General features: G+C 43.5%; 27 protein-coding genes and 1 tRNA gene. 11 read left to right on the top strand and 17 right to left on the bottom strand.

Annotation, left to right across the window (positions count from 1 at the left end; all coding sequences use genetic code 11):
- Positions 1-88: 88 nt before the first annotated feature.
- Positions 89-880, bottom strand: coding sequence for a hypothetical protein (locus AAEY79_RS05830; RefSeq protein WP_227688920.1), 792 nt, complete (start codon positions 878-880; stop codon positions 89-91).
- A gap of 514 nt (positions 881-1394) precedes the next feature.
- Positions 1395-3419 carry a lytic transglycosylase domain-containing protein gene (locus AAEY79_RS05825; RefSeq protein ID WP_264673013.1) on the bottom strand — a complete coding sequence of 675 codons (2025 nt, stop codon included), beginning with the start codon at positions 3417-3419 and terminating at the stop codon, positions 1395-1397.
- A gap of 667 nt (positions 3420-4086) precedes the next feature.
- Between AAEY79_RS05825 and miaB the strand changes: the two genes are divergently transcribed.
- Positions 4087-5580 carry a tRNA (N6-isopentenyl adenosine(37)-C2)-methylthiotransferase MiaB gene (miaB, locus tag AAEY79_RS05820; protein WP_201606427.1) on the top strand — a complete coding sequence of 498 codons (1494 nt, stop codon included), beginning with the start codon at positions 4087-4089 and terminating at the stop codon, positions 5578-5580.
- A gap of 103 nt (positions 5581-5683) precedes the next feature.
- Here the strand turns inward: miaB and AAEY79_RS05815 are convergent, their stop codons facing one another.
- The 4 genes from AAEY79_RS05815 to AAEY79_RS05800 all read right to left on the bottom strand — a co-directional run bounded on the left by AAEY79_RS05815 (position 5684) and on the right by AAEY79_RS05800 (position 9054).
- On the bottom strand, positions 5684-6421 hold the full coding sequence (locus tag AAEY79_RS05815) for a LysE family translocator (RefSeq protein ID WP_201565474.1): 738 nt from the start codon (positions 6419-6421) through the stop codon (positions 5684-5686).
- Between the two features lie 141 nt (positions 6422-6562).
- On the bottom strand, positions 6563-7813 hold the full coding sequence (gene argE, locus AAEY79_RS05810) for an acetylornithine deacetylase (protein WP_025652390.1): 1251 nt from the start codon (positions 7811-7813) through the stop codon (positions 6563-6565).
- A 33-nt stretch (positions 7814-7846) separates the two neighbouring features.
- On the bottom strand, positions 7847-8329 hold the full coding sequence (locus AAEY79_RS05805) for a nucleoside deaminase (RefSeq protein ID WP_025652389.1): 483 nt from the start codon (positions 8327-8329) through the stop codon (positions 7847-7849).
- Between the two features lie 59 nt (positions 8330-8388).
- The gene (locus AAEY79_RS05800) at positions 8389-9054 is read right to left on the bottom strand and encodes a UPF0149 family protein (RefSeq protein WP_025652388.1); all 666 of its coding nucleotides are present in this window, start codon (positions 9052-9054) and stop codon (positions 8389-8391) included.
- A gap of 207 nt (positions 9055-9261) precedes the next feature.
- Between AAEY79_RS05800 and AAEY79_RS05795 the strand changes: the two genes are divergently transcribed.
- Together AAEY79_RS05795 and AAEY79_RS05790 are read left to right on the top strand one after the other, a co-directional pair.
- Positions 9262-9702 (top strand): hypothetical protein, encoded by a 441-nt coding sequence (locus AAEY79_RS05795; RefSeq protein ID WP_025652387.1) that lies wholly within the window; start codon positions 9262-9264, stop codon positions 9700-9702.
- A 255-nt stretch (positions 9703-9957) separates the two neighbouring features.
- A complete protein-coding gene (locus tag AAEY79_RS05790) occupies positions 9958-10434 on the top strand; it encodes a cell division protein ZapA (protein ID WP_101212328.1) in 477 nt (158 codons plus the stop codon).
- Between the two features lie 96 nt (positions 10435-10530).
- Here the strand turns inward: AAEY79_RS05790 and AAEY79_RS05785 are convergent, their stop codons facing one another.
- From AAEY79_RS05785 to AAEY79_RS05770, 4 genes are all read right to left on the bottom strand, one after another.
- A complete protein-coding gene (locus AAEY79_RS05785; protein WP_352287609.1) occupies positions 10531-10908 on the bottom strand; it encodes a hypothetical protein in 378 nt (125 codons plus the stop codon).
- 108 nt (positions 10909-11016) lie between these two features.
- Complete coding sequence (gene glyS / locus AAEY79_RS05780) at positions 11017-13110, bottom strand: glycine--tRNA ligase subunit beta (RefSeq protein WP_350587896.1); 2094 nt, start codon at positions 13108-13110, stop codon at positions 11017-11019.
- Positions 13111-13119: 9 nt separating this feature from the next.
- Entirely contained in the window at positions 13120-14106 is a 987-nt protein-coding gene (glyQ, locus tag AAEY79_RS05775; RefSeq protein WP_025652383.1) for a glycine--tRNA ligase subunit alpha, read from the bottom strand.
- A gap of 539 nt (positions 14107-14645) precedes the next feature.
- Positions 14646-14858, bottom strand: coding sequence for a PspC domain-containing protein (locus AAEY79_RS05770; RefSeq protein ID WP_101212324.1), 213 nt, complete (start codon positions 14856-14858; stop codon positions 14646-14648).
- A gap of 569 nt (positions 14859-15427) precedes the next feature.
- On the opposite strand from AAEY79_RS05770, the gene nadR reads away from it, so the two are divergent.
- The 3 genes from nadR (at position 15428) to AAEY79_RS05755 (ending at position 17932) form a co-directional block, all read left to right on the top strand.
- Entirely contained in the window at positions 15428-16474 is a 1047-nt protein-coding gene (gene nadR / locus AAEY79_RS05765; RefSeq protein ID WP_352287605.1) for a multifunctional transcriptional regulator/nicotinamide-nucleotide adenylyltransferase/ribosylnicotinamide kinase NadR, read from the top strand.
- A gap of 120 nt (positions 16475-16594) precedes the next feature.
- Positions 16595-17329, top strand: coding sequence for a nicotinamide riboside transporter PnuC (gene pnuC, locus AAEY79_RS05760; protein WP_352287602.1), 735 nt, complete (start codon positions 16595-16597; stop codon positions 17327-17329).
- Positions 17330-17491: 162 nt separating this feature from the next.
- Positions 17492-17932 (top strand): Mpo1-like protein, encoded by a 441-nt coding sequence (locus AAEY79_RS05755; RefSeq protein ID WP_352287600.1) that lies wholly within the window; start codon positions 17492-17494, stop codon positions 17930-17932.
- Between the two features lie 260 nt (positions 17933-18192).
- Here AAEY79_RS05755 and AAEY79_RS05750 read toward each other — a convergent pair whose 3' ends face one another.
- From AAEY79_RS05750 to AAEY79_RS05740, 3 genes are all read right to left on the bottom strand, one after another.
- The gene (locus AAEY79_RS05750; protein ID WP_352287597.1) at positions 18193-18801 is read right to left on the bottom strand and encodes a nitroreductase family protein; all 609 of its coding nucleotides are present in this window, start codon (positions 18799-18801) and stop codon (positions 18193-18195) included.
- A 226-nt stretch (positions 18802-19027) separates the two neighbouring features.
- Positions 19028-19966: a pirin family protein gene (locus AAEY79_RS05745; protein WP_352287594.1), complete on the bottom strand. Its 939-nt coding sequence runs from the start codon at positions 19964-19966 to the stop codon at positions 19028-19030.
- Between the two features lie 181 nt (positions 19967-20147).
- Positions 20148-20855, bottom strand: a complete 708-nt coding sequence (locus tag AAEY79_RS05740) for a pirin family protein (RefSeq protein ID WP_101212313.1) — start codon at positions 20853-20855, stop codon at positions 20148-20150.
- Between the two features lie 301 nt (positions 20856-21156).
- Here AAEY79_RS05740 and AAEY79_RS05735 point away from each other — a divergent pair, with 301 nt between their 5' ends.
- Positions 21157-21483: a GNAT family N-acetyltransferase gene (locus tag AAEY79_RS05735; RefSeq protein WP_025652375.1), complete on the top strand. Its 327-nt coding sequence runs from the start codon at positions 21157-21159 to the stop codon at positions 21481-21483.
- A gap of 224 nt (positions 21484-21707) precedes the next feature.
- On the opposite strand, the gene AAEY79_RS05730 is transcribed toward AAEY79_RS05735, so the two are convergent.
- Genes AAEY79_RS05730 through AAEY79_RS05720 form a run of 3 tightly spaced genes read right to left on the bottom strand, consistent with a single transcriptional unit; the run spans position 21708 to position 23438 of the window.
- Positions 21708-22439, bottom strand: a complete 732-nt coding sequence (locus AAEY79_RS05730; RefSeq protein ID WP_025652374.1) for a YoaK family protein — start codon at positions 22437-22439, stop codon at positions 21708-21710.
- A 13-nt stretch (positions 22440-22452) separates the two neighbouring features.
- Positions 22453-23007: an NADPH-dependent FMN reductase gene (locus AAEY79_RS05725; RefSeq protein WP_201576939.1), complete on the bottom strand. Its 555-nt coding sequence runs from the start codon at positions 23005-23007 to the stop codon at positions 22453-22455.
- A 32-nt stretch (positions 23008-23039) separates the two neighbouring features.
- A complete protein-coding gene (locus AAEY79_RS05720) occupies positions 23040-23438 on the bottom strand; it encodes a DoxX family protein (RefSeq protein WP_350587900.1) in 399 nt (132 codons plus the stop codon).
- Between the two features lie 135 nt (positions 23439-23573).
- Between AAEY79_RS05720 and AAEY79_RS05715 the strand changes: the two genes are divergently transcribed.
- From AAEY79_RS05715 to AAEY79_RS05700, 4 genes are all read left to right on the top strand, one after another.
- Positions 23574-24479, top strand: a complete 906-nt coding sequence (locus AAEY79_RS05715) for a LysR family transcriptional regulator (RefSeq protein ID WP_101212305.1) — start codon at positions 23574-23576, stop codon at positions 24477-24479.
- Positions 24480-24630: 151 nt separating this feature from the next.
- On the top strand, positions 24631-25344 hold the full coding sequence (locus tag AAEY79_RS05710) for a hypothetical protein (RefSeq protein ID WP_350587901.1): 714 nt from the start codon (positions 24631-24633) through the stop codon (positions 25342-25344).
- On the top strand, positions 25344-25748 hold the full coding sequence (locus AAEY79_RS05705; RefSeq protein ID WP_350587902.1) for a hypothetical protein: 405 nt from the start codon (positions 25344-25346) through the stop codon (positions 25746-25748). The genes AAEY79_RS05710 and AAEY79_RS05705 overlap by 1 nt, the downstream gene beginning before the upstream one ends.
- Entirely contained in the window at positions 25748-26551 is an 804-nt protein-coding gene (locus AAEY79_RS05700) for an SDR family NAD(P)-dependent oxidoreductase (protein ID WP_173238801.1), read from the top strand. Before AAEY79_RS05705 ends, AAEY79_RS05700 begins: the two co-directional genes overlap by 1 nt.
- 205 nt (positions 26552-26756) lie before the next feature.
- Here AAEY79_RS05700 and AAEY79_RS05695 read toward each other — a convergent pair.
- Positions 26757-26831 (bottom strand) — tRNA-Gly (locus tag AAEY79_RS05695).
- Between the last annotated feature and the right edge of the window lie 130 nt (positions 26832-26961).

The following is a 26961-nucleotide window of genomic DNA, read 5'->3' as shown; positions in this document are numbered from 1 at the left end:
TAAAAAAAACAGTGTTAGCAACAATAATTTAAGAGCAATCCTGTTTGTAAATTAACACATATCAATCAATTAGCCGTCGCAAAGGACGTTACTTACCACCTGAAATAATGAACTTTTTGCCGCAATTGTCTACTACCTCATTACAGCTACCAAATTCGCTACCTTCATAGCAAACGTGGACATCGGTCAATATTGTCTGACGTCGACTGCCCGCTTGGCAAATTAAGTCGATGCTAGAAGCTGGCATACCACTATTAAGGCGGGTCATCTGCCCAATAAAACGTGATTTTGAGACGGTATAACTGTTGCCCGTATTCAGCTCGTTAGGCAGTTTTAGAGCGCTGGCATAGTTGGTGATTTGGCGAAAATAATTGCTGGCACTCAATGGACTACAGGCACCATAATGTTGCCATACTTGGCTACGTACCGTGGTGTCTGGCATGATGCGATTGACAACTTTTAGCTGCAATGGGGTCAGACGTGGCTCGGCACCACGCCCGCAGCGCTCGCCATAACCCATATCCAGACCTGATACGGTTAACGAATAACCCTCTAAACATTGACGCATACGCGCTCGTGTTGGCTGCAAGCTACACAGTGCCGGTGTCATCTCAATCATCAGTACCCGCTGCCCGCTTTTAACAGCGCTGGCCGCATGAGCTGGCATCAGCATCGCGCTTTGTAGCACTAGCAAGGCAGTACCGCTCATCGCCGTATACCCTTTATCCTTACACTTTCTACTTATCGCAGGCTTTTTGCTTACTGCATCGTCGTTCAACAATGCAGATGACTTAATCGGCGTTGATGTCGACAGCACATCCACCCGCGTCTGATCCGGTAACTGACGATTAGTTTGCGATAATCTAGCGTGCACTGACATAGTCAGATTGAAATATTTTTTGATCATAAGGGATTAAGGCATCTAGCAATGATAAAAGAGTGGGTAAGCTTGGATAAAAGTAATTAAAGTAGCAATATTCATCAAACCAAGCTAAAAATAAACCAACAAAAAATACGGACACTAACTAAAGCAATGGTAGCAAAATGCTTTTTTTAATCTATAGCAGAAACGTAAACATCACTTAAGTGTCGCTTAAACAGAAGAAGTAGCATGAAAACTGCTTAGAAGACAAACAACTATGGGGAATGAAAAGTAATATCGAACCATCACGCACTGCTGATATCAATTTTTCTTGCTTGCTGTGCCTGCGCAGACGGAGGCGACAAAAAATTGATATCAGCAATAGCGTCGCGTTTTTAGGATGTTTTGACTATGCCTTGCAGAAGAACAACTGATTGGTGCAAATACAATTTGTATTTAAAAATAAATCGGTAAAAAAAAGAAACCATTAACAGTTTATCGTTAATGGTTTCTTTTTTGCTAAGTGAGCACTTTAGAATGCAGCAGGAATCGTTCCCATGCGTTGACTAATAGGCTGACTACGACCCAATAAGCTACTATAAATAGTGGCGTTTTCCATGACATGCTTCACATAATTGCGCGTTTCCGGAAAAGCAATTGACTCAACGTATTGGTCAGCATCGAGTGAACCATAAACTGGCTGCCAGCGCTTGGCATTATTAGGACCTGCATTATAGCCGGCTGTTGCCAGTACTGGCTGATAGTTTAATTTGCCCAAGATATCACCCATATACCAAGTCCCATAACGGATATTGGTATCGCCACTGTTAGCGCGACTGGCACTATAAGTCTCACCTAAATTACGGGCGATATATTTTGCTGTATCAGGCATGACTTGCATCAACCCACTGGCACCAACACCTGAGCGCGCTGAGGCTACAAATCGACTCTCTTGACGCATGATGCCATAAGCCCATGCCGGATCAATCCCCGCTGATTGGCTGTAGCGAACGACGGCATCTTGGTGCGGCATCGGATGCGATAAAGCCAAGCTGTCGACTCTGTCAGTATTGTCCACAGCATAAATTGCTCGATCGAGCCAGCCCATGTCATGTGCCAAGCTCGCCGCAGCGATAATCAAATTATCATCACGATTGTCACGTGCTTGCTTGACAGCCCAATTCCATTCACGATTGGCATAGGCACGACTGGCATCAGCATTGTATAAAGCAAACGCCCGAGCGAAGTTAGCGTTTTGCATGACGCGTGCACGATCGGCAGTACTGACATTTGGCAAGTTGCTACCACCCAAACGACTGGCATCAAAACGTTGACCGGCTTTGTCTTTTGCCATTAAGCCGTAATACTCATTACTTTTTGCCAAATTCTGATACATCTTCTTAGCGGTATTGCGCTTGTTAGCATCGCTTGATTGCTCATAAGCACGTGCCAACCAATATTGCCATTGATTGCCTTTTTGCGTTTCACTGTCCATGTGAGCGATGGCCTCGACCACATCATCCCAACGCCCAAAGCGAATGGCCGCCATGGCGTAGTCTTCGGCTTCTTCAAAGTTAAAGTCATCGTCTAAGCTACTACGGAACCAATCAACCGCCTCAGCATTAAAGCCATCATCGGTATTATGGTTCATACGTTGCACCCCAAGGGTACGATACGCATAGCGACGCGTCTCATCATTTAACAATCTCGCTGAACGCTGATTGTCTTGCTTGATATCAAAATCTAGCTGCAACGCGGCTTCACGATAAGATTTATCTGCTAGGCGACCCATCGCATATAAGTACAAGTATTGATTGGTTTGACTGTTTGGCTCACGGGTAAAACGGGTAAAAAATGAAGACGGGCTCAGCTGAATCTCACTGAGTGCAGAATAAGGAATAGGCGTGCCCAGACGTGACGACAACGCCATGATATCGCCCGTTTTACCCTTACGTAGCATGCGCTTCAGGCGTGCCGCTCGATCTTGATTGCTAATCATAGGGTTGTTGTTCATCTCCATCGCCAGCTGATCACACAAGGCGGGTTGCTTTTTGGTCGTCAGCCAAACATCCGGCTTGGCTGCCATGGCGCGCATGGTATCGCCACCATTATTAAACCCAAGCGCAACGGCGCACTTCTCACTGGCATCGGCATTGGTGATCAAATTTGCCACTTGGCGTACTGAGGCATAATCATTAGAGCCTGCTTTGGTTTCCGCAAAATCAGCCACGAGCTTTTCGGCCATGACCGTATCTGGATATTGACGCACAAACTGCGACACTGCTGCCGAGCTTTGGGAATTTAGATCTAAATTCATCCGCCAGTAAGTCGGATACATCGCAAACAAACCGCCACTCATCATTTGCTCATAATTATAGAGCGCACTGACATCACCACGATCGGCGGCGATGGCTGCTGCCGTGAATGAGTCAATACTGCTGTCTTGCTGATAAGTGCCGTAAGATACTGGCTCAGCACACGCCACCTGAGACAAACCTAAGGCGCCCATTGCCGTGGCGACACTCAGCGCTCCAATGCGCAGCGATCTGGTATTCATAGGACTGGCTTGCTCGCTAGTCTTGGCTGTGGGTATGGCATTGACGTCATAACTGTCGCTATGGTTACGTTTGGCAGCGCGGCGCTTTGTCATACTTACTCTCTTTATCATCGTAGTGGTATTTAATCGTTGGCTTGTCGGTGCTTATCTTTGTTGAGGAAATGTTTTATCAAGAATAATGTTTTGTCGAGGACACTCTTAGAATAGGCTCATCATACTATAGTTGTTTAACTTTCAACCAGCATCCTTACCATTTGTTAATAATTAGGACAGCAGCACGAAACATAAAAGTGATAGAAGCATAAAAATGATAATAGTATGGCTAACTCGTAGAGATAAACAATAAAATTTTCCATAATAAGACAAATTAGCTGCGCCTTACCAATATCCACTACTTACGGTAGTAATATTGATCCGCCTTAGCACTAATTTATGCATGCCTACCTTTAGCATCAACAACAGTACAAGCTAAATACTTTATGAAAGGTTAGCGATTTTCAATCTCTGCTCTATTATTGATAAGCAATTGATACTATTATGAATAATTTATCCTGATTATAATCGAAAGCACACGCTTACTTTTCACATTGGCACAGGGTTGTGATAAAATACGCCACCTGTTAATCGCTTACCCCGCTACATTTTAGTCAATCATGGACTTATCCTTATGAGTGTTACTGTATTTAATCCCCGCATTAATGACGCTGCCGTTGCTGAGACGACTGTCACCGCGCCTGCTGTCACTGCACTCAACGAGCCAAGTTCAGCCCAAACGCCTGTCAATAAAGCGCCGACTAAAAAGGTGTTTGTCACCACGCAGGGCTGTCAGATGAATGTCTATGACTCTGGCAAAATGCTCGACGTGCTGGGTGATTCACACGGTATGGAAGTGACGCACGATATCGACGAAGCCGATGTGCTGCTAATGAACACCTGCTCCATTCGTGAAAAAGCGCAAGAAAAAGTCTTTTCAGAATTAGGTCGCTGGCGCAAGTTAAAAGAAAAACGTCCTGACCTCGTGATCGGTGTCGGCGGCTGTGTGGCCTCGCAAGAAGGCGATAACATTCAAAAGCGCGCACCTTATGTCGATATGGTTTTTGGCCCACAAACCTTGCATCGTTTGCCTGAACTCTATGATCAATCAAACGAGCAACGTGAAATTGCGCCTAAGAATCGTATCGGTACGGTAGATGTATCCTTCCCTAGTATCGAGAAGTTTGACTTTTTACCTGAGCCGCGCGTTGAAGGCTATAAGGCCTTTGTATCCATTATGGAAGGCTGCTCAAAGTATTGTTCATTCTGCGTTGTTCCTTATACGCGCGGTGAAGAGTTATCGCGTCCACTGGATGATGTATTAGCAGAGATTGACAGCTTAGCTGAGCAAGGCGTGCGTGAAATCAATCTATTGGGTCAAAACGTCAACGGCTATCGCGGTCAAAAAGACGATGGCAGTATTTGCCGTTTCGCTGAATTATTACACTATGTCTCACATGTCGATGGTGTCGAGCGCATTCGCTATACCACCAGTCATCCGCTAGAGTTCACTGATGACATCATTGACGCTTATGCCAAATTACCAGAGCTGGTATCGCACTTGCATCTACCGGTTCAAAGTGGCTCAAACGCTATCTTGGCGGCAATGAAACGTAACCATACTATTGACGTTTATATCAATCAGATCAATAAGCTTAAAGCCATTCGTCCTGATATCCATTTGTCGAGTGACTTTATTATTGGTTTCCCCGGTGAGACTGAGCAAGACTTCCAAGATACGTTGAACTTAGCAAAAGAGTTAAATTTCGATCACTCTTACAGCTTTATCTATTCGAAACGTCCGGGTACGCCAGCAGCAGAATTACCCGATGATGTGAGCTTCAAGACTAAAAAAGAGCGCTTGGCTGAATTCCAAAAAGTCATCATCGACTCAACGCTCGCCAAAACCCATGAAATGGTTGGCACTACTACTCGCGTATTGGTTGAGCAAGTCGCCAATCGTCATCCTGATTGCTTAATCGGTACGGCGGATAATACACGTACGGTCATGTTCCCTTATGACGTTGATACAATGGATGAAATGTTGGGTAAAATCGTGAGCGTACGTATTACTGACTTTGTGAGTCCGCATATGGTGAAAGGTGAGCTAGTCGAGGTATTGGCTTAAATTTTTAGAAAAATTGAATGAATGAAAAAGCCGTTCTCTATTTAATAGTGAACGGCTTTTTTATGAGTAAGCCCAAGGCCTGTTAAATTACTGACAAAGACCTTTAAGCCATAAAACTATTCAACACTTCAGCCAACAAAGCCACGGCAATTAAGAGAAAGATTACCCCACACGCACGATTTAACCACGCCAAGCGATTACTCACATTGAGCCAACTTGCCAGCTTTTTACCACCTAAGGTATAAATAATCTGCCAAATTGTCTCACTCAAAAACAACCCTACCGTCAATAGAATATATTGTGGCCATAGCGGCGCGCTGAAATTAATGAATTTAGGAAAGAAAGCGGCAAAGAACAAAATAGCTTTAGGGTTAGACAGCGATACCCAAATACCCGTACGAAACAAGGTAGTATTACTTGGCGATACTCTAACTGCTGCACTAGAAAGGGAGCGTGGCTGCGGCGTATTTTTATCATTAACAGACTCAATCGTATCAGGATAGTCAGCCGCCACTTCTTCGCCCATTTCGCGAGCATCATTCATCAAGCTGCCCTCGCCTGCATCACGCCAAGAGCTAATACCCAAGTAGATTAAATATACAGCGCCGACGGCTTTAATCACTGTCAGCAACCAAGGTGATTGGCGACTGATCACATCCAATCCAAGCAACGTAGAAAGTAGCAGAATGAACAAACCGAGGCTTAACCCTGCCAGCGTCCATAGCGTCCGCTTCACGCCGTAGTTCATACCATATTGAAACGCTAAGAGCATGTTGGGACCAGGGGTCGCCGAGATAAAAAACGTACTTGCAAAAAATACCGCAAACAGATGCCAAGACATCGACCAACCCCTACTCTTTTATTTAGAATAAATTAAATACGCGAAAAAATTAAAAAAATAAACACCGCCATAAAGACGGTGTATTTTATGCTAGCTCGCGACTTACTGATAATAGAAAAAAGCTGTTTCTGATTTAATCCATCAGTTGACTGTGCAGCTGTCTAATAACTTCTGTAAAAACCCATCACAACGCGCAATTTCACTCAGTTCAACGTATTCATCAGCTTTGTGCGCCTGCTCAATACTACCAGGACCACAGATGATCGTTGGGATACCACTATTGGTAAACTGACCACCCTCAGTCGCATAAGCCACTTTATGACGTTGGTCGTCTCCTGTCAGTGCTGCTATTAACGCTTGTAGCTCAGCGCTGTCGCTATCGGTCATTGCTGGTACGCTTTCTTCTTGCATCAGCTCAATACCCGTCTCCGGCGCGCGTGCTTGCATTTGTGCGCTGAGCTCTGTAACCTTCGCCTGAATCGGCGCAAGGATATCGTCTTGGGTCATGTGCGGCAGATTGCGATAGTCAAAGGTAAACTCGCATAGATTGGGGACAATATTGGTCGCCGTGCCACCTTTTATTGTGCCTACAGACAGTGTCGAATAAGGCACATCAAACAGTGCATCATTATCACTACGATGACTGATCTCTTCCGCTAAGGTATCAACATAACCGATCAAACGACTGGCATAGCTGATAGCGTTGACGCCCTGTGCAGTCAATGACGAATGCGCAGACTTGCCATGCACACGGCAACGATAAACCGCGATGCCTTTATGTGCCACCACCATCGTCATCTTGGTCGGCTCGCCAACGATACAATAATCAGGGGTGATACCCCGTGCTTTTAAATCTGCCAATATTAATGGTGCACCCAAACAGCCTACTTCTTCATCAAATGATAAAGCCAAATGTAATGGACGACGTAGCTGACCATTTTTAGATAGTTTTACCGCTTGTGGCAATAAAGTTAATGCACAGGCGATGAAGCCTTTCATATCACAAGCGCCGCGTCCGTATAGCTTGTCGCCACGTATCGTCGCGGTGAACGGCTCGGACGTCCATTCTTGCCCATCGACTGGCACGACATCAGTATGACCAGATAGCACGAGACCGTGATTGACTTCGTCAGCGTTTGCCCCTGCTGGCACAGTAACGAACAGATTGGCTTTATTTTTGGCTTCATTAAAGGTCAAGTCTACTGTTAAGCCCAATTGCTCATAGTAAGCTTGCACATCTTCAATTAATGCTAAGTTTGAATACCGACTGACGGTATCAAAGCCAATTAAGCGCGTTAGCCAATCAATACTTTGGGTGGGATAAGCAGTAGTTGCCAAGGTTTGTCTGTTATTATCAGTGCTATTATTATCGATGCTGTTCTTTATAGTCATAAAACATCCTTATTACGGTATAAAATAAAAGAGCTACCCTCTTTGCAATGAGCGACGCTGTAACGCTTTGACTTCTTCATCCAAGCCTGCAATCGGACCTTCTACTGGTACGTTTGGCGTAATTTCTTGAATACTCAATGAGTTGATGGGCGATGTTGAGGTCACGCCCATCTCCTCCATCCATTTTCCTAACTGCTTTGAGGAGCTAACGTAGACGATACGACCAAGACCTGCCCATGCATGAGCCGCCGAGCACATGGCACAATGCTCACCTGAGGTATAAACCACGGCTTTGGCACGCGCATCCGCTGTCATGTTTTGCGCGGCCCATTGTGCAACAGCAATTTCAGGATGATAAGTCGCGTCGACCGAATTAGCACGGTTACGATCTTCGCGTAATACCTGACCATCACTATCGACCAATACGCTACCAAAAGGTTTATCACCCGCTTCTAGCGCTTCGGCTGCAAGCGCCACACAGCGACGCAAATGCTGCATATCATGGTCAGTTATCATCTCAGACTCCTCTTTATTCTTTTACCGCAACACATCATTTGTATTGCCAATCACATCACTTATGATGGATGATTTTGATTCATAATATCAACGACTGGCGGCATTGGTTTTGGCTTAGTATTAGAAGCCTTACCTTCAGCTTGTAGCTCTTTGGTGGTTTTGGCATCGATAGCCAGTCCCGAAATCAGCGCAATATCTTTGACAGGCTTACGCTGGCGGGTGGCAAAGCTCACTGGTACCATACGCGCAAACTCATAGATATGCAGATAAGACTCTTCACCACCTTCAAAGTCTTCGTCATCTTCTAAACGAATCCCGCCGATTTTAGCCAAATCCGATAGCATCTCGTTTTCTTCGCCACTCAGACGGCAGTCAGTAATACCAAAACCCGTCATAAAGCCATTCGCCCACTGTTTCAGTGCCATCACGCGCTCGTACAAGTCATGTTCATCATCTGGTACCAGCGGCGTATACGAATAAGCGTCGTCTTTGTCTTTTAACTGAAACACGGTGTCCTCTGCTTCTTCAGTCAACAAGGTTAGTGCTTCATCAGGCAATGGCGCAAAACTCAGCTCCTCAAACACCTTGGCCCATACCTTTTCATCAGGTGCATCGCAAGCGGTCATCAGTCCCGTCATTAAGCCGTGTACCTCACTGATAGACACGTCAGTCCAATCGTCAAACGCGGCCAGCCATGTATTCCAGCCAGAGATATTATCATTCATAATAGATGTCCTAGTAATTGATTAGTAGTGTTAAATAGAAACAGATGCCGCGCACTATCATTAATAAAGCGGCGGCTGATAGAAGTTACGAAACAAAGCGGCATACAATTACTTTGTTGATATAGATATTATGCGGTCACCTATGGCATTATTAAACGCAGAGAACAAAATTCATTCACGCTTACTTGTTAAGGATAAAAACTGACTATGTATGATCAACTTAGAATATTAGAAAAAATGATACTCGACATCAAAAAACAGTATCAGCTTGTCAGTGCTGAACTTAGCAGCCTCAAACAACACCCTGTTACCGATCCCAAAGAACTTACCGCACTGCAGAGCAAGCTGGATAGCAGTTATACAGAACGTGACGGTGCCAAAAAACAGCTGAACGATCTCGATAAGCGCTATCAAAATCTGGCAGAGGCCCATCATATGATCGGTGAAGAGCAAGATAAACTGCAAAAGCAAATCAGCCAATTACAACAAGAAAACAGCGAGCTGCTACAGCATAATAATGAATTAAAGCAGCAGTACAGCGATATCAAACAGCAAAACAGCGACTTACAAAAGAAGAATCAGTTGGCCGCTGAACGGACGCAAGTGGTGTTAAAACGCTTAACCCGTATCGATCAAGCAGAAGGTTGATACATAGCGGCACGAGATAGTCAGTGGTGAGTTTGGCTTAAGTCTTTTTGCTTAAATAACTTTATTATCGATAAAAGCCACGTTGACTAAGTGCCTTTATTATCAACTGTCTTAGCTATCAAGTGCTTTAGCTATTAAGTGCTTTAGTTATCAAGTACCTTCATTATTAAAAATACAGCGTTGATTAAGCCACTAGACTCACACTTATAATCTCTTATATTACTCACTTTAATGACATATATTGTAGGATTTATCATGACTGATGACCAGACCAACCCTTTAAACAAGCAAGCGCCAAACAATCCATCACAAAATAACCAACTACCAACCAATGGGCTTAAATCCCAAAGAATCGCGCCAAATACTTCAGCTGCAAATACTTCAGCTCCACAGAGCGGCGCTGCTAAACCTGCGCCTAAAACAAACAGCACTCCTGAGCCACAAATCAAAAAAGTAGATATTGCGATTGCTGGGGTGACCTATCCCATCTATTGCCCAGTGCACGAGCAAGAAGAGCTACACTCAGCCGTCTCTTATATCAATAATTATGCGCTCGACCTAAAACGCGATGCGCCAAGCCTAAGCCAAGAGAGCTTGCTAGTACTGTGCTGCTTAAATTTATACGAGAAAATTCATACTTATCAAAGAAGCGATGAAGATCGTATTCAAGGAGATAAACAGTCTGAAGCATTGCTCAATAAAATCATGAAAGATGCACACTCTATCTTGTAAGTTTGTACTGATATTAAATTAGCATTCTAAAAAGACAAGCGCTTAGCTGATGACAGCTAAGCGCTTATTTTTTGACGATAACCAGTAAACACTGCGTTAATCTGCAGAGCTATAAACCTTGCCAGCATGAAAGTCCGCTTGATGCTCGTAGTTGCAAAAGAACAGTTCTTTATTAACTTGCGGATTGCTGTCACTTGAATTACTGTCACTTGAATTACTGTCACTTGAATTACTGTCACTTGAATTACTGTCACTTAAATGACTGGCACTGTCGCTACTTGCCACCAAGTTCGGCTTAGTTTCTAAGACGCCGCGATATTCAGCCAAGCTGTTACCACAAAAATCGCAGTGACGCGGTGTGGTCACATCACCATCTTTTGGCATCATGCTTCTAGGCGCACGCGGGTACATAAACTTATAAAAGCCCCACATCACAATCCAGATAATAATTATCATCATAATAGCAGCGAACACAGCATTGCTCCTTAGAGTATGGATTAAGACTTTATAAACTTAACGCTGCAGGCTGAGCGCATAGATACGGAAGATACTGAACGAATAGATACTCAGATTGTCTTCAAACTATAGCTGCAGCTCACTAATATCAGCGACGGTTAGGAACAATGCACGAACTTGCTTAAGCAATGCCAAGCGATTGTTCTTTAGCGCCGCATCTTCACTATTGACCATGACATCAGCAAAGAACTGCGTCAACGGCTCATCTAGACTAACGAGCGTTTGCAATACTTGCGTATAGTCAGCCTGCTCCAGCATTGGCGTGACTGCCGTTTGTGCTTGCAGCACACTCGTGTACAAAGCTTGCTCGGCAGGCTCGGACAATAACGCTTCATCAACATTGTCGGCGACACTTACTTCTGATTTGGCTAAAATATTGGCGACACGTTTGTTTGAATCAGCCAACATCGACGCTTGTGGTAATGCGCTAAACGCTTGTACCGCCCGAATACGCTGATCAAAATCAAGCGGCATATGCGGATTAATCGCTTGCACTGACTGAATGGTATCGACACTAACGCCTTGCTCGGTATACATCGCCCGATAACGCGAATTTAGAAACGCCATGACTTGGGTAAAGGTATCGCCCATCTTGGCAATCTTGCTGCCATCGCTCGTGCTATAACCTTTAATCGCCTGCTCAACGAGCGCTACCAAATTAATCGGTAACTGCTTTTCAATCAAAATACGCAAGATACCAATCGCTGAGCGACGTAAGCTAAACGGATCTTTTGAGCCCGTCGGTGCTTGGTCAATCGCAAAAATACCAACGAGCGTATCTAAACGGTCGGCTAGTGCTAAGCAAATACCAATTGGCGTCTGTGGTAATACATCACCACTGAACTTGGGCAGATATTGCTCTTCTAAACTTGCGGCGACCGCTTCATGCTCATCATTCAAACGCGCATAATAGGTACCGGCGATACCTTGCAATTCGGGATATTCCCCAACCAATGAGCTTGCCAAATCGGCTTTGGACAAAATGCCCGCACGTACCGTTTCATCGATATCAATCTGCTGACCCTGCTGTTGCATCAAGGCGGCAATAAAGGCGGCAAGCTTAGCAATACGCTCAGACTTCTCCCAAATCGTACCTAGCTTGTCTTGGAATACACGAGTTTTTAGACTTTCTGTCAGCGCAAATAGTGGCTGCTTTTGATCTTGTAAGAAGAAAAATTCTGCATCGGCCAAGCGTGGACGCACGACTTTCTCATTACCTTCAATAATTTGATTGGGGTCTTTTGACTCGATATTAGTAATAAAAATAAAGTACGGTTGTAGTTTGCCTGTTTTATCCGTTAAGCAAAAATACTTTTGATCCGCTTGCATGGTCGAGATAAGCGCTTCTTGCGGTACTTGTAAAAAGCGTGCTTCAAAGCTTGCTCGTAAGGCAATCGGAAAATCAACCAAGGCAGTCACTTCATCTAACAAGTCTTGCGGCACAATAGCATCAGAATTGACTTCATCAGCCAAGGCTTTGACTTGGTTTTTGATGAGCATTTGACGCTTATCAAAATCAGCAACTACTTTTAAACCACTTAGTAATTCTTCATAGTCATTGGCATGACCAATATCGTGATAATCAGGACTGTGGAAGCGATGACCACGGGTTTGTGTGCCGGTCTGATGCCCTTGGATGGTCGCATCAATGACAGTGCTATCCTGCATCAATACCGCCCATTGTACGGGACGCACGAATTCATTGCGGCTTGCACCTGAACGCATACGCTTAGCAATGGGTAGATTATCCAGCGCCGTCTGAAAAATGGATGGCAGCAATTCAGTCGTTGCTTGACCCTGAATGGTTTGCTCATAACCGACATAATCACCTTTATCGGTGTTGATTGTTATCAGCTCACTGGCCTCAATACCCAAGCCTTTAGCAAAACCCATCGCCGCACGCGTTGGATTGCCATCAGCATCAAATGCGGCTTTAATCGCTGGACCACGTTTTTGCTCGCTACGATCCGGTTGCTTGTCGCTGATACCCTCAATTTGAAGCGCCAAACGACGCGGCGCGGCAAAGGCTTTAATATTATCGAAGCCAATTTCAGCTTCATTTAACTGCTCGGTGACACTGGCTTGTAGCGCATCACGTAAAGGTTTTAGGCTTTTTGGAGGTAGCTCTTCACACCCCAGTTCAAATAGAATAGTACTCATGGGATGCTCCTATTTATTAGTAGTTTGGTTGTTGTCAGTAGCTTGATTGTTTTCTGCACTTTCAGTTGCAGCGTCTTCTTTGGGCAAATACTTATCGAGCGCCGCTTGACGATGCGCCTCATCGGCTAATGGGAAGCCCAGCTTGGCACGCGCTTCCACATAACCAATGGCAACTTTACGCGCCAATGTACGTACACGCAGAATAAAGCGCTGACGTTCGGTCACCGAAATTGCACCGCGTGCATCCAGTAAATTAAAAGCATGTGATGCTTTTAATACCATTTCATAGGCAGGTAATGGCAACCCTTCAGCAACCAATTTATCTGCTTGCTGCTCATAAAAGTCAAACATCTGACCCATCATTGGCACATCAGCGTGCTCAAAGTTATAGGTAGACTGTTCCACTTCATTTTGATGAAAAACATCGCCATAAGTCACACGACCAAATTCACCATCTGCCCAAACCAAATCGTAAACGCTATCAACGCCTTGCACATACATCGCCAAGCGTTCAAGACCATAAGTGATTTCGCCAGTCACTGGGAAACACTCAATGCCGCCCACTTGCTGGAAGTAGGTAAACTGGGTCACTTCCATACCGTTAAGCCAAATCTCCCAACCAAGTCCCCACGCACCTAGCGTAGGCGACTCCCAGTTGTCTTCGACGAAACGCACATCATGTACCAACGGATCGATACCAATGGCTCTTAGTGAGTCCAAATATAGCTCTTGAATATTAGGTGGATTCGGCTTGAGCACTACTTGAAATTGATAATAATGCTGCAAGCGATTTGGATTGTCACCATAGCGCCCATCCGTAGGACGGCGAGATGGCTGTACATAGGCAGCATTCCAACGCTCAGGACCTAAGGAGCGCAAAAACGTCGCAGTGTGAAAAGTACCCGCACCGACTTCCATATCATAAGGCTGTAATATTACACAGCCCTTGTCGGCCCAATAATTCTGTAGGGTTAGGATTAAATCTTGAAAAGTCATCGGTTGAGAGTTTTTCGCTTCAGTTGTCATATTTTGAGTTGTCATAGTTTGGGGCATCGTCATAAAGCCACTGTGGAGTTTGTATTATGAAATAAAATATTGATAGTACTCGTATAGCCTATTCGGCAACGACTCTATTCGCCTGCTCACCTTACTAAAAAATGACTATTTTATCCATATTTACATTAACTAAATTTATCAGGCAACTGAAGAAACAACCTAGAAATATTGCATCTAGTCAAAATATACTAAAAACGTGACAGTATTGCTGATATATCGATATTACTTTTCACTCACTATATTTGCTCATCGAGCAATAAAAACATCACTAACGAGGTGATGAAGCCAACCTTAAATGGCAAAAAAATACCCAAATGCGTGAACATTTGGGCAGGAGGAAAAGTATGTCTTTGGTATCCTGATTGGTCAGGCTTTTTGTTTTTAATGGGCTCTAGCTTTGATATTAACCTTTTTGTTCTTAACGCTATTACTGATTACATTTACATTGATGATTTTACGATTGCTTTGTTAAAGACCTATTACTGGTACGACTCGCTAGAGGCTTTTGGCATAATTATCCATAGGATAATGTATATCAAAATACCGGGTACAGCTGCACTCAATGAAGAAACAATGACGAATAACAACCTGACCCAAGTAGGTGACCAGCCGACATATTCTGCAATGCCGCCCATCACACCGGCTATCATGCGATTATTCTGTGAGCGATGTAATTTTGCTAACTTAGCCAAATCAAATACCTCTCTGATATAGTTTATCTTTTACTTATTTTTAGTTTCATATGAGAACTTATTGTTAAAAAAACTTATTTTCTTAAAAACACTTATTCTCAAAAATGCTTAGCGTTCTCAACTTATGAATAATTATAGCAATGTTTAAAATATTATCTGTTGAGTATGTAGACGTACTTTGTGAGTTTATGCTACTTAAACTTGCCCTAATCTGTCATTAGGCCTCGTAAACCCCTGATTTTAAATAGATATTTCAAAATGTTTCAGAGTGAGGTTTATTTCTATAACCTTACGGCTTTACTACAGCGACTCTAACCTTTTGATATTCCAATCAATTATGACATATTGTAAACATAACCATAAAAGCAGAAAAACATTAAATCATGCAGGATAAATTTGGTAGATTTATGGTATTTTTCTAAGCATAAAACGGCTGTTTACAATAACCTACCTGTAACTATGTTCAAACCTTTATACCATGCTGATAAATTAACAAAGCCGCATCAGACCCATATTAGATAAGCAGTAAAATATAACAAAATCAAAATAAGACATATATAAGGACAGCTATGTACGAGACGGGTTTAATGATTGGGCATTTTGAGCCTCTACACTTGGGGCAGATGCGCAGTATATTGGAAGCAGCAGGACAAGCGAAGACCTTGCATATCGTCATCATGGCGCATCCATCACCGCATCCAGACTTTACCATTACCTTACAGGACAAAGCGCGTTGGCTACAGATGGCCTGCGCTGACTTAGCATTTATTCATATTCATACCACTGATCAAATTGAGCTACCACTGCACGAGCATGTCGCTGATGTTCATATTGATGTCGCTGTTAGTAATGCCAAGTTGCAACGTTTGGCAGAGGCATTAGCACTACCGGAAAAGACGGTATTATTCGTGGCGGATAACCATCCATTGGCGCAAAGCGGCATCCAAGAGCAACTGCAGATGCAAGTAGTCACTACCTCATTACAGCCTGAGTTTGACTCTTTTGCTATCGCTCGTAATCCTGTGGCGTACTGGTCAGCGCTTCATCCACAAGCACGCGGCGACTATACCAAGACCGTTGCTATCGTTGGTGGCGAAAGCTCAGGTAAGACCACACTGGTGCATAAGTTGGCCAATTATTATGGTGCCAGCTTTGCGCTTGAGATGGGAAGGCTGTATGTCGGTACAGATTTGGGCGGCAGCGAGATTGGGCTACAGTATAGCGATTATGGCCCTATTGCCCTCAACCATGCGCAGGCAATACGAGAAGCAGCGGCTGAGGCCACGGCCCCTGTCACCATCGTCGATACCGACTTTGTGACCACTCAAGCATTTTGTGAAGAGTACGAAGGTCGCCGCCATCCTTTTGTCGCTGCCTGTATCGATGAGTTTCGTTTAGATCATACGATTATGCTAGATAATAATACGCCGTGGGTGGACGATGGCATGCGCTCATTAGGCACGCCTGAGGCGCGTGGACGCTTTGAGCAGCGCCTCGTCGATATTTTTGCCCGTCATGATATTAAGCCGTACATGGTTGATCAGCCTGATTACGATGCGCGCTACCAGCAAGCATTGCTATATATCGATCAGCATATTTATGGTAAAAAACCATAGAGTAATAAAATATACCCAAAATTCATGAATTTATAATAACATTGCGGCTGTTAGGGCGTGCCCTAGCGTCTTTTATCAGCACCTTGTTGATAGCCATATTTATTTTAGGAAAAAACAGTTATGCGCATTCAGCTATTAGACAATATTACTGGGAAATGGGCGCTACAATGGATCATAACGTGGTTTATTTGCGGTGTTATTGCCTTATCAGCAGGGTTTTGGCTCACTACCGAACATAGCACTCTTGATTGGTTTTATTTAGCGGTCTCATTTATTGGTTTGATCTGTGTGGTATCACTGTCATTCCGAAAAAACGTCATGGGCAATGGCTTTGGGATGGGCGCAACTGCTGGCGAGGTCGTGGTACAAGCCACTTCGGGGGCAGTCGGCCTAATGTTAGCACCATTATTTAACTTCTTTACCCATGTATACGGTATCTTTTATTGGTCAAAGCACACTGACCCTGATGGCGATATGATACCAAAATCTGCTAGCAAAGCGGTTTGGTTAATTACCGCAGCAGTTATTGTTATCGGCTTGGTACTCTTCCCCACCGTCAATGATTTACTGGCTAGTTACGGATATGCAGTCGTAGAAGATGATAACAGTCTATTCTTAGGCTTTATCTCCTTCTTTTGGATTAATGTCATTGCTTTTGTATTGTCTATTACTGCACAAGCCGCAATGATTCTGCGTTATTCTTTTAGCTGGTGGCTATGGATTATCGTTAATTTTGTTTGGCTGATTGTGAACCTCATGTCAGGCAACTATATCTTTGCCATTCAAACCATCATCTACCAAGTCAACTCTTTCGTTGGTCTTTATGAATGGTATCGCAGCGAGCAACACTATTAGCATAAAATGGATTATCTTACACTCGATAATATAAGCAGTTTAACTGTGCGGTTTACCAGATAAAATGGCAGATTGTGCAAATTAGTGCTACAACTGGTAGTCGTCGTTAGATTCATTCATTGAACGACTACCAGTCATCCATTTACTAACACGGAGGTTAGTATGTCTCGCACTCATCAAAAAAAGATGTCTAAACGTACCCTTGAGCAATGGCTGAGCGAGTATTCTGTCAGTCATCAAAATCTAGTGAACAAAAAAATCCATTGGCTCTGTGTCCCGACTATTTTCGTCAGTCTGTTAGGAATGGGCATGTCATTATCAGTTTGGTTTACTTTGGTGCTTAGCGCCTTAGTACTACTGTTTTATATGCAACTCTCGACGCCTTTATTTTTGGCAATGGGTATATTTATTCTTATTTGCTTATCAGTGATGACGCTATTACCTTTAGGCTTTAAAGTTTGGGCAGCTATTTTTATCGTTGCATGGATTGGCCAGTTTATCGGCCATAAAATCGAAGGCAAAAAACCTTCGTTTTTTGAAGATTTACAGTTTTTATTAATTGGTCCAGCGTGGGTCGCTAACAGTCTCATGCGACGTAAATAGTGGCTTACTAAGCGGATTACTATCAGTACAAGCCCGCATGACTAGACACTCGTTATAGTTAAAACATCCTAAAAACTCGATGGTATTACTGATATATCAATCTTACTTTTCACTGACTATAGTCGTTATCAATCATTTATAAGCAGCTACTAACTAGAACAGCTCATTGATAGTTTTTATAAAAAAAAGCGCCGCTCAACGGATGGTTGGGCGGCGCTTTTTTATTCTTATTTATCTACATTTTAGCTAAATACAATGGCTTAACCAAATACTTTCATACGCGCTTCAACAGGCATGAATTCTTTGTCGCCTGCTGACTGCTCGATGCCACCGAAGACCATTTGTGCGGTCAGATCCCAATGGTCATTAATGTTCCAAGTGCTCGCTACTTTATTATCGATGACTGGATTATAATGCTGCAAGTTAGCACCAACATCGATGCTAGCAAGTGCTGTCCATATCACATACTGATGCATGGCATTGGTATGCTCGGCCCATACAGGGAATTTATCAGCATACAATGGCGCGGCTTCTTGTAAATTTCTCACCGATGTTTGATCTTCAAAGAACAAAATCGTACCTGCACCAGCTTTAAAACCACCGATTTTTTGCTTGGTTGGGGCAAAATCTTGTTCCTCACTCACGATATCACGTAGAGCAGCTTCGGTTATATCCCAAAGTTTTTGATGATCGTCACCGAACAACACAACGATACGCGTTGATTGTGAGTTAAATGATGAGGGCGTATGTAAAATAGCATGCTCAACCAATTTAACCACTTCTTCTTTTTCGACGGGCAGTTGATCGTTTAACGCATAGATAGAACGACGCTTTTCAGCAAGTTCATGTAATTTCTGTAAATCTGACATAGTCATTCTCCATGATATTTATATAAATTGATTGAGACCAATAGGATAAAGGTTAGATGGGTGTGATTACTTACTAACATTGTCGCATTCACATTAACGAGCGCTAGTGAACAATCATACCCCAATCCAATCTGCTTTATTATAAGAAACAACGGATTAAATCCCTATTCCTTTTTTGTAAAAAAAATTAATAGTTGTCAATATTAAATAAGTTTTATTACATAATTCAACCTTTAAAACCTTCTGGTAGTTCTGGTGCCGGTAGACGTTTCATATCAGAATCGACCTCACCAAAGCGCTCATGACCATTATTCCAGTCAATGATCGATTGCTCAAGCTCTTGCTTATTGTCAGCAACAAAGTTCCACCACAGTAGCACTTGGTTGTTTAAAGGCTCACCGCCAATAAACATTAGGCGTGTGCCTTTTTTTGCGATCAGCTTAATACGACTGTTGCTAGCCACATCGGTATCATGGAAGCGGAACAATTGATTTTGTTCGCACACGTTGCCCTCAGACTCAATCTCGCCTTCTAAGACTAAGATACCGTATTCAAAGTCTGGCTCTAAGTTGAGCGTCACGTCACCATCTTGCGTGAAGTTGACGTCGATACCGATCAATTTTGAATACTGTATGGTAGGCGCTTCATAGTGCTTGCCAGTTACGCTAGTATAACTACCCGTGGTGAGAATCATATCAACATTATCTTCGCTCCACATTGGCAGCTCTGGATAATGATGGAAGTTGCGCTCGATTTGCTGATCTGTCGGTAGCGCAATCCACAACTGTACCATGCTGATGCCACGGGCGGCATCTGCTGAGCCACCAGTGTCAGGAAACACGCTCTGCTCGGTGTGGCTGATACCTTGATTGAGACCTGTACCTGCGGTCATGACATTGACTTGGTTTTTGGAGATGACTTGCTCGTTACCCAAGCTGTCTTTATGTAAAACCTCGCCCTCAATCATCCAACTAAAGGTCTGCAAATTGGTATGCGGATGTCTGCCGACTTGCATGCCTGACTCGTCTTCACCAAATTCAGCAGGGCCAGCATGATCCAAAAAGCACCAAGCACCGATAGGCTTTTTGCCTCTGTTCGGCAATAAGCGCGCAATCGGTATACCACCGACATCAGCAATGCGTGGTTCAAACTTTTTAATTGTCATGAGTCACCTCTTATTATGTGATAGGGGATGCATTTGTCTCTCAGTTCTGACTATTAGATGTTCGCTGCTAGCATCTGGCTTTTAGACTTTATTAACAGATAGCTACCGACTCCGATAACTATCTTGTTAGTTTTTTTTAGCTAGACTCAGGGCGACCTGAAACCACCTAAGTTGCCTAAAATTACATAGGTACTTCCATCAATAGGACTTTAGCGTCATCGATGACGTCCATTGTGAAGTTCTTAGTATCCCAGATACCGAGACCATCACGAGTATTCAAAGTGTTGTCATTTACGACGACTTTACCGCTAATGACAAAGATATAAACGCCATTGTTTGGGTCTTTTAGCTCATAAGTCTGCGTCACGTTTTTATCAAAGTCACCCATGCTGAACCAAGCATTCTGATGAATCCAGACACCCGCATCGTCAGCATTTGGTGATAGCACTTGATTAAACTCATTAGGCTGCATGATTTCATCCATGCGTACTTGCTGATAACGAGGCTCAACATTCATTTTGTTTGGGATAACCCAAATTTGTAAGAATTTTACGTCTTCTTTGTCATCGCCATTCATCTCACTATGAGTGATACCAGTACCGGCCGACATCACTTGGATTTCACCTGTTTCAATGATGCCATTGTTGCCGATGTTGTCACCATGACCAAGCTTGCCAGACAATGGAATACTGATAATTTCCATATCGCGGTGTGAGTGTTTGCCAAAGCCTTGACCACCGATAACGAAGTCATCGTTAATCACACGCAAGGCACCAAAGCCCATACGTTCTGGATTGTGATAGTTAGCGAAGCTAAAGGTGTGACGGCTTTTTAACCAACCGTGGTTAGCGTCGCCACGAGAATCTGCTGCATGATAGATAGTTTTCATAAGTTATCCTTGGTTATCAATAGGTTTATAAATTTATTATTAGTGAATGTATTTAAACAATGGAGCTATTATAATTGTTGTCTAAGGATAGATAAACCAAGATAATCGCAAATGACTATTCTAATTCAGAGAACAATAAAGCGGTTTAGATAAGGTAATATAATCATAACAGAGACAGTATTTTTAACTGTTACTATGATTGAGATCGACTCAGAAACGTTAGGGTCTGTTGAATAGTGATAATCAAAAACATTAATAAAGCACTAAAAAAGTAAGCGTTACTATACAAAGGAGTTTAAGTATGTCAACCAAGCAACCATTGGATTATGAAGTGGTCGATAACACTGAACAACAACGTTTTGAAATTGACGTGGATGGTCATATCGCCTTTGAAGACTATGAGTTTTTTACTACCAGTCAAGGCGAAAAAGGCATTGATTATAAACATACTGAAGTGCCAGAAGCGCTTGGCGGACGTGGTATTGCAGGCTATTTAGTCAAGACTATCCTAGACGATGCCGCGGCTAAGCACCTACGAGTCAAACCAACTTGTCCTTATGTAAAAGCTTATATTGATAAACATCCAGAGTACCAAGACAACTCTGTGTTCCATAACGCAACGCCTTAAGTGTTTACTATGCTGAAATCCATATATAGTTAAAATATCTTAAAAGCGCGACGGTATTGCTGATATATCGATATTGCTTTTCACTGACTATAACTTGAAAACAAAAAACGCCCTATCTGCTAGATAAGGCGTTTTTTGTTTTTACAGTTTCAATACTGCTAGCACGGTATAGGCTTCAAAACAGTTAGTCCAACAGCGATCGACTGTTAATAGCGTAAAAACACTTAACCAATATGACTTAAAAAGTCTTTATCACGTGCCATAACCGATAAATATAATACTGGTAGCACGAACAAGCCAACGGCCCAAAAGCTCAACTTGAGATATAACAGCGCGCCCACTAGCGCCCCCAGCAAAAAGCTCAATACCAACGCTGAGCTATTAACCAATTTTTTAGCATTGTCAGGCGTTCGATTACGCAAATAATCCGTCAGATTGATACCAAGCTGTGTGGTGTTGCCGGTCATCAATACCGTCGGACTCATATGTTTGATCACTGTTTTACTGGCTGTATTGCGAATGGCCAAAGCAATCAAGCCTAAACCGCCAGTTATGGCAACCGTGATATCACCAGCATCTGTAAAAGGCTGGAAATATAGACCGGCTACCATAAATGCAGTTAAGAAAAGCGCCTCTGCCAAAAACAAATGGCTCAACATCAACTGTGGTTTATGACTTTTATCGATAAATATCTTGGTTACCATCACCGTCAAAATAAACAACGGTAAAGCTGCAAGCTTGATCCAAAGTCCATCTTCACCGTTGACCAATCCACTACCAGCCATCACCAAGTTACCTGTGACATGGGCCGTAAAAAAGCCGAACAAGGTGATAAAACCAATCGTATCAATAGCACCGCCAACCAGCGTTAATAAAACAGGCGCTTGATAACGCTGCCAAAAACTTAACGGCGCTGGTTGATTATTGCCGTGCGCGCTATGCTTAGAGGCGCTGATGTCAGGTACTGAATTAGACACCGCTGTTTTCTGCAAATTTGGCCAGCTCACTAGCAAATTTTTGCAAAAACTTCTGCGTGCGCTCACTGCTGACACCACCTTCATCAAGGCTGTCAGTAGCATGACTCAAGTAAACTTCAGGGCTAATCATCATTTTTGCGGATAGCATCTGCATACTCTTGCGCACATCAAGGCCACTACTTCTACCACCATAAGTACCTGGAGAAGCCGTGACCACAGCGACTTTTTTGTCAGTCCAGACGCTACTACCATACGGACGTGAACCGATATCTATCACATTTTTCAGCGCTGCTGGCATCGTACGGTTGTGCTCGGGTGTCACCATCAACACGGCATCAGCATCTTTAATTTGCTGACGCACCCGCTCATAGCTTTCAATCGTTGTGCCATCATAGTCTTGATTATAAAGGGGCAAGTCTGCAATATTGACTTCATTTACCGTGACACTTTCTGGTAACTGCGACACAATATATTCTGCAAACTTGCGGTTAATCGACTCTTCTCGCAAACTACCGATGACTAAGGCAATGGTCGTTGCTGCGCTCATAGCGACTCCTTTTTGTGATGAAATTTCAATGACTATACTGAGGTTTTGCGAGTATGGCTATTATCAATTGAATAAGCCCCCGGACCATGAGCAAATATCATTAGGAAACCACCAGCCATCGCAATGTTTTTCATGAATGGGTTCATTTGTGACTCATCCAACCAAAATTGGTGGAACATAAACGCTGATAAAATACTGAAACCTGCAATTAAGACAGCAAACAAACGAGTTTTAAAGCCGATTAGAATAGCGATACCACCTAGCAATTCAAGCGCAATGACTAGCGGTAATAGCATACCAGGCACACCCATCGAATCCATATAACCTTGCGTCGCTGCATAACCTGAGATTTTGCCAAAGCCTGAAAAGATAAAAATCATCGATAAAAATAGGCGACCAATTGGTGCGCTAAGATTCTGTAAATTGTTCATAAGTATTCTCCAGTAAAGTGTTTGTTAGTGTTTGACTAAGTAATAGCGCCATTGTATATATTGACTGAACCTAGATAAACGGCAATAATCACAAATATGAGTTCTGATTTTGATAACAATTGTGAGGCATCAATAATGGGACAGCTAGAGGATATGGCGATGTTTGTACGCATCGTCGAAGCAGGTAGTATCACTAAAGCTGCAGAACAGCTAAACATTGCCAAGTCTGCCGTCAGCCGTCGTTTAAAGGATTTGGAAACACGTTTGGGTAGCCAATTAATCAGCCGAACCACGCGCCAATCCAACTTAACGCAGGCTGGTGAGCAATATTATCAGCAAGTGAACAATATCTTGAGTGAGGTGGATGCGCTCAATGAGCAAACCAGTGGTGCCCCCACGCGTATTGAAGGCACGCTAAAAATGACCGCGCCCTTGTCATTTGGACTGATGCACTTAAATGATGTCATCGCAGAATACGCCGACCAGCATCCTAACCTGAACTTTGAATTAGACTTTTCTGATCGACACGTTGACTTGATTGAAGAAGGATATGAGTTGGCCATTCGTATTAGGGAGCTACAAGACTCCAGTTATCAAGCAAAGCGGATGGCGCTGATTCGTTATGCACTCTGCGCAAGCCCTGAGTATTTAGAAAAGATGGGTATGCCTGAGACACTAGAAGAGCTACAAGAACATGAGTTTTTGCAGTATGGTCTTAGTAAAACCAGCAATCTCGAGCTGACTGATGCGACAGGAAAAAAACATAACCATACTATTAATGCCAAGATCAAAGCGACTAATGGTGAGTTCTTAGTTGATTTGGCGGTAAAAGGCCACGGCATCGTTTTTATCCCAACTTTTATCGCTTATAAAAGATTGGCCAAAGGTGAGCTAGTACCTATTCTCAAGCAATATAAATTACCCGCACTCCATGCCTATGCCGTTTACCCAAAGAACCGCTTTTTATCACAGCGCTGCCGCTATCTAATTGAATTTATTGCAGAACGTTTTGGTGATAACCCTTATTGGGATGAATTTTGATACGCTCAATAGAACTATTTAATATGCCTTATTAACCTACTTGATAAAACTTGGTAAACCTAGCAGTATTCTAAATACTGCTATCAAGAACAAAATAATGTTGCTACTATAATCTTCAGAAATCTATCCATCAGTCATAAGGAAATGCAACATGGATTTAACATCACTCGGCATGAAAGCCATTCAGGAGTTTGATGATATTCGTCAAAGTCCATTACCACAAGAGCGCCTCAACATCGCCCGCAAGCAAGCACTGGCATTTAGAGAGCGCTTTATCGATGAGCCCTGCGTTCAGTTTTACCAAAGTGCGGACATGGTTAGAGTCCCCTATCCCACTTGGTACGCCTACAGTGGCGTCTATACGCAGAGCACTTATAAATTCCCCTACCTTCACATCCTCAATCGTCTGTTCATCGTGCAGTTCCGTAACTTTTTGGGCGAATTAAAGACCTTGCTATTTTCGCCATCTGACATCGATGCTGACCGTGAGACGCCTTTTTTTAAACGCCTAACGAATAAGATGCCGAATTGGTCACCGCTCGAAAACATGGTCGCCCCCATCACTCGTGACGTCACACAGGCACTAGCAGAAGTGGGTCTCGCCCCAGAAGATATTGACTACATCAGCTACGATCACTTGCATACTCAAGACGTCCGTCAATGGCTAGGCACGACGGCTGATACGACCGACCCGCTTACTTTCCCAATGCCAAGCTATTGGTACACGAAAAAGAATGGCTTAGCGCCACAGCCCTACTGCCCGTGCAGGCGGAGTGGTATTGCCCTAATGGTATCGACGGCGTTGATCCTGCCAAAGTCATTAAGTTTACTGGCAGCATTCAGCTGGGCGAAGGCTTGGCGCTAGTGCATACTCCCGGTCATACCGAAGGCAACCATTCATTGGTCGCGCGCGTACCAGACGGCATACACGTGACTTCAGAAAACGGCGTCGGCGCAGACGCTTATGCACCTATGAACTCAAAGGTCAATGCTATCCGTGATTATGCTAAAAGCACTGGTATGGAAGTCATCTTAAACGGTAACACCTTAGAAGGCAGTAATGAGCAATATATCTCTATGGTCGTCGAAAAAACCATTGCGGGTCCGTCGAAAAACCCCGACTTTCCTAACTGTGCCTCAAGCAGTGAAGCAACTCCCTATTGGCTTATCCCCGGTCATAAAGTCAGCCATTTGATTGGTGAAGCCAAGTTCGGCACCTTACAGGCAGAGGCTTTAAGAAGTAATTCATTACAGAAGGAAAGCGCTTAATGGGTTACTTCACAAACAAAACGGTCTATATCACTGGTGCCGCTTCAGGCATCGGCTTTGAGACCGCCAAGCAGCTAATCAAGCAAGGTTCAAATCTAGTATTGTTCGACGTACAGTCGCTTGATAAGGCGGTGTCCGCCTTGCAAGCCATGAATAAAAACGATGCCTCGATTGCAACTTATAAGCTCGATGTCACTGATGCAGAGATGACTACCAAGCAAATGGCCACTGCCGCCGACACGCTAGCGCCAGATATCTTGATGCATTTCGTGGGCATCACAGGTCCTTGGACGTTTGATGACATGAGTCAAGAGCAATTTGAGCGTGTCATGACTATCAATCTATTTGGCACGCGCAACGTCTTAGCAGCGATACGTCCGTTCTTATCACGTGGCAAGCAAGTAATGGTGACTGCCTCGATGGCATCGTTCACTGGCAGCTATGGTTACAGCTCTTACAGCGCCTCCAAATTTGCTATCTGGGGCATGATGCAGTCAATCAGCTTTGAATGGAAACCACTCGGTATCGACATCACCGTTTTTGCGCCGCCGCCGATAGACACACCACTCACGCAAGCCGAAGTCGGTGTCATGGCAGAAGCTGGCGTCGGTATGAAAAAGCTGGCAGGCGAGCTCAAAATTGAAGATGCGGTCAAATCCATGCTAAAAGGCGTAGAAAAACGGGAGTTCCTCGTGGTGCCAGGTGTCATGGCAAATTTAATTAGACTGCAGTTACGCTTTTTCCCCGTCAGTTGGGTCAATTGGATCGGCAATAAAACTGTAGCATGGTCTATGAAAAAGTAAGCAGTTTGAGGTTTGGATTCTAAAGATAAGCTGAGCGAATTGCTCGGCTTTTTTTATGAAAAAACAATCAGTAGTGCGTGATGTATCGATATTAGGGTCTGGAATAACTTTAGTGCTCAACATCTCCTAACAGCACTCTCAAATTTTACCCATAAAAAAAGCCTCACTGTGAAGTGAGGCTTTAGTGCTCTAAACGAGCCATATTTGGAGCGGGAAAAGAGATTCGAACTCTCGACCCCAACCTTGGCAAGGTTATGCTCTACCACTGAGCTATTCCCGCTTAATATCAAAGCGTAATGTTGCTAACAACTTGTTAACTACTACGTCTCGATAGGCTGGCTATTTTAGCAAATATTCTGTGTGTGTCAATCACTTTTTTCACATTTCTATCCAGTCTCAGCGTTTTTTGG

Origin of the sequence: Psychrobacter sp. GW64-MNA-CIBAN-0177, assembly GCF_040309585.1 — a bacterium.
GTDB lineage: Bacteria > Pseudomonadota > Gammaproteobacteria > Pseudomonadales > Moraxellaceae > Psychrobacter > Psychrobacter okhotskensis.
Note: the sequence above shows the minus strand (reverse complement) of the source record. Positions and strands in the feature narration are given on the sequence as shown.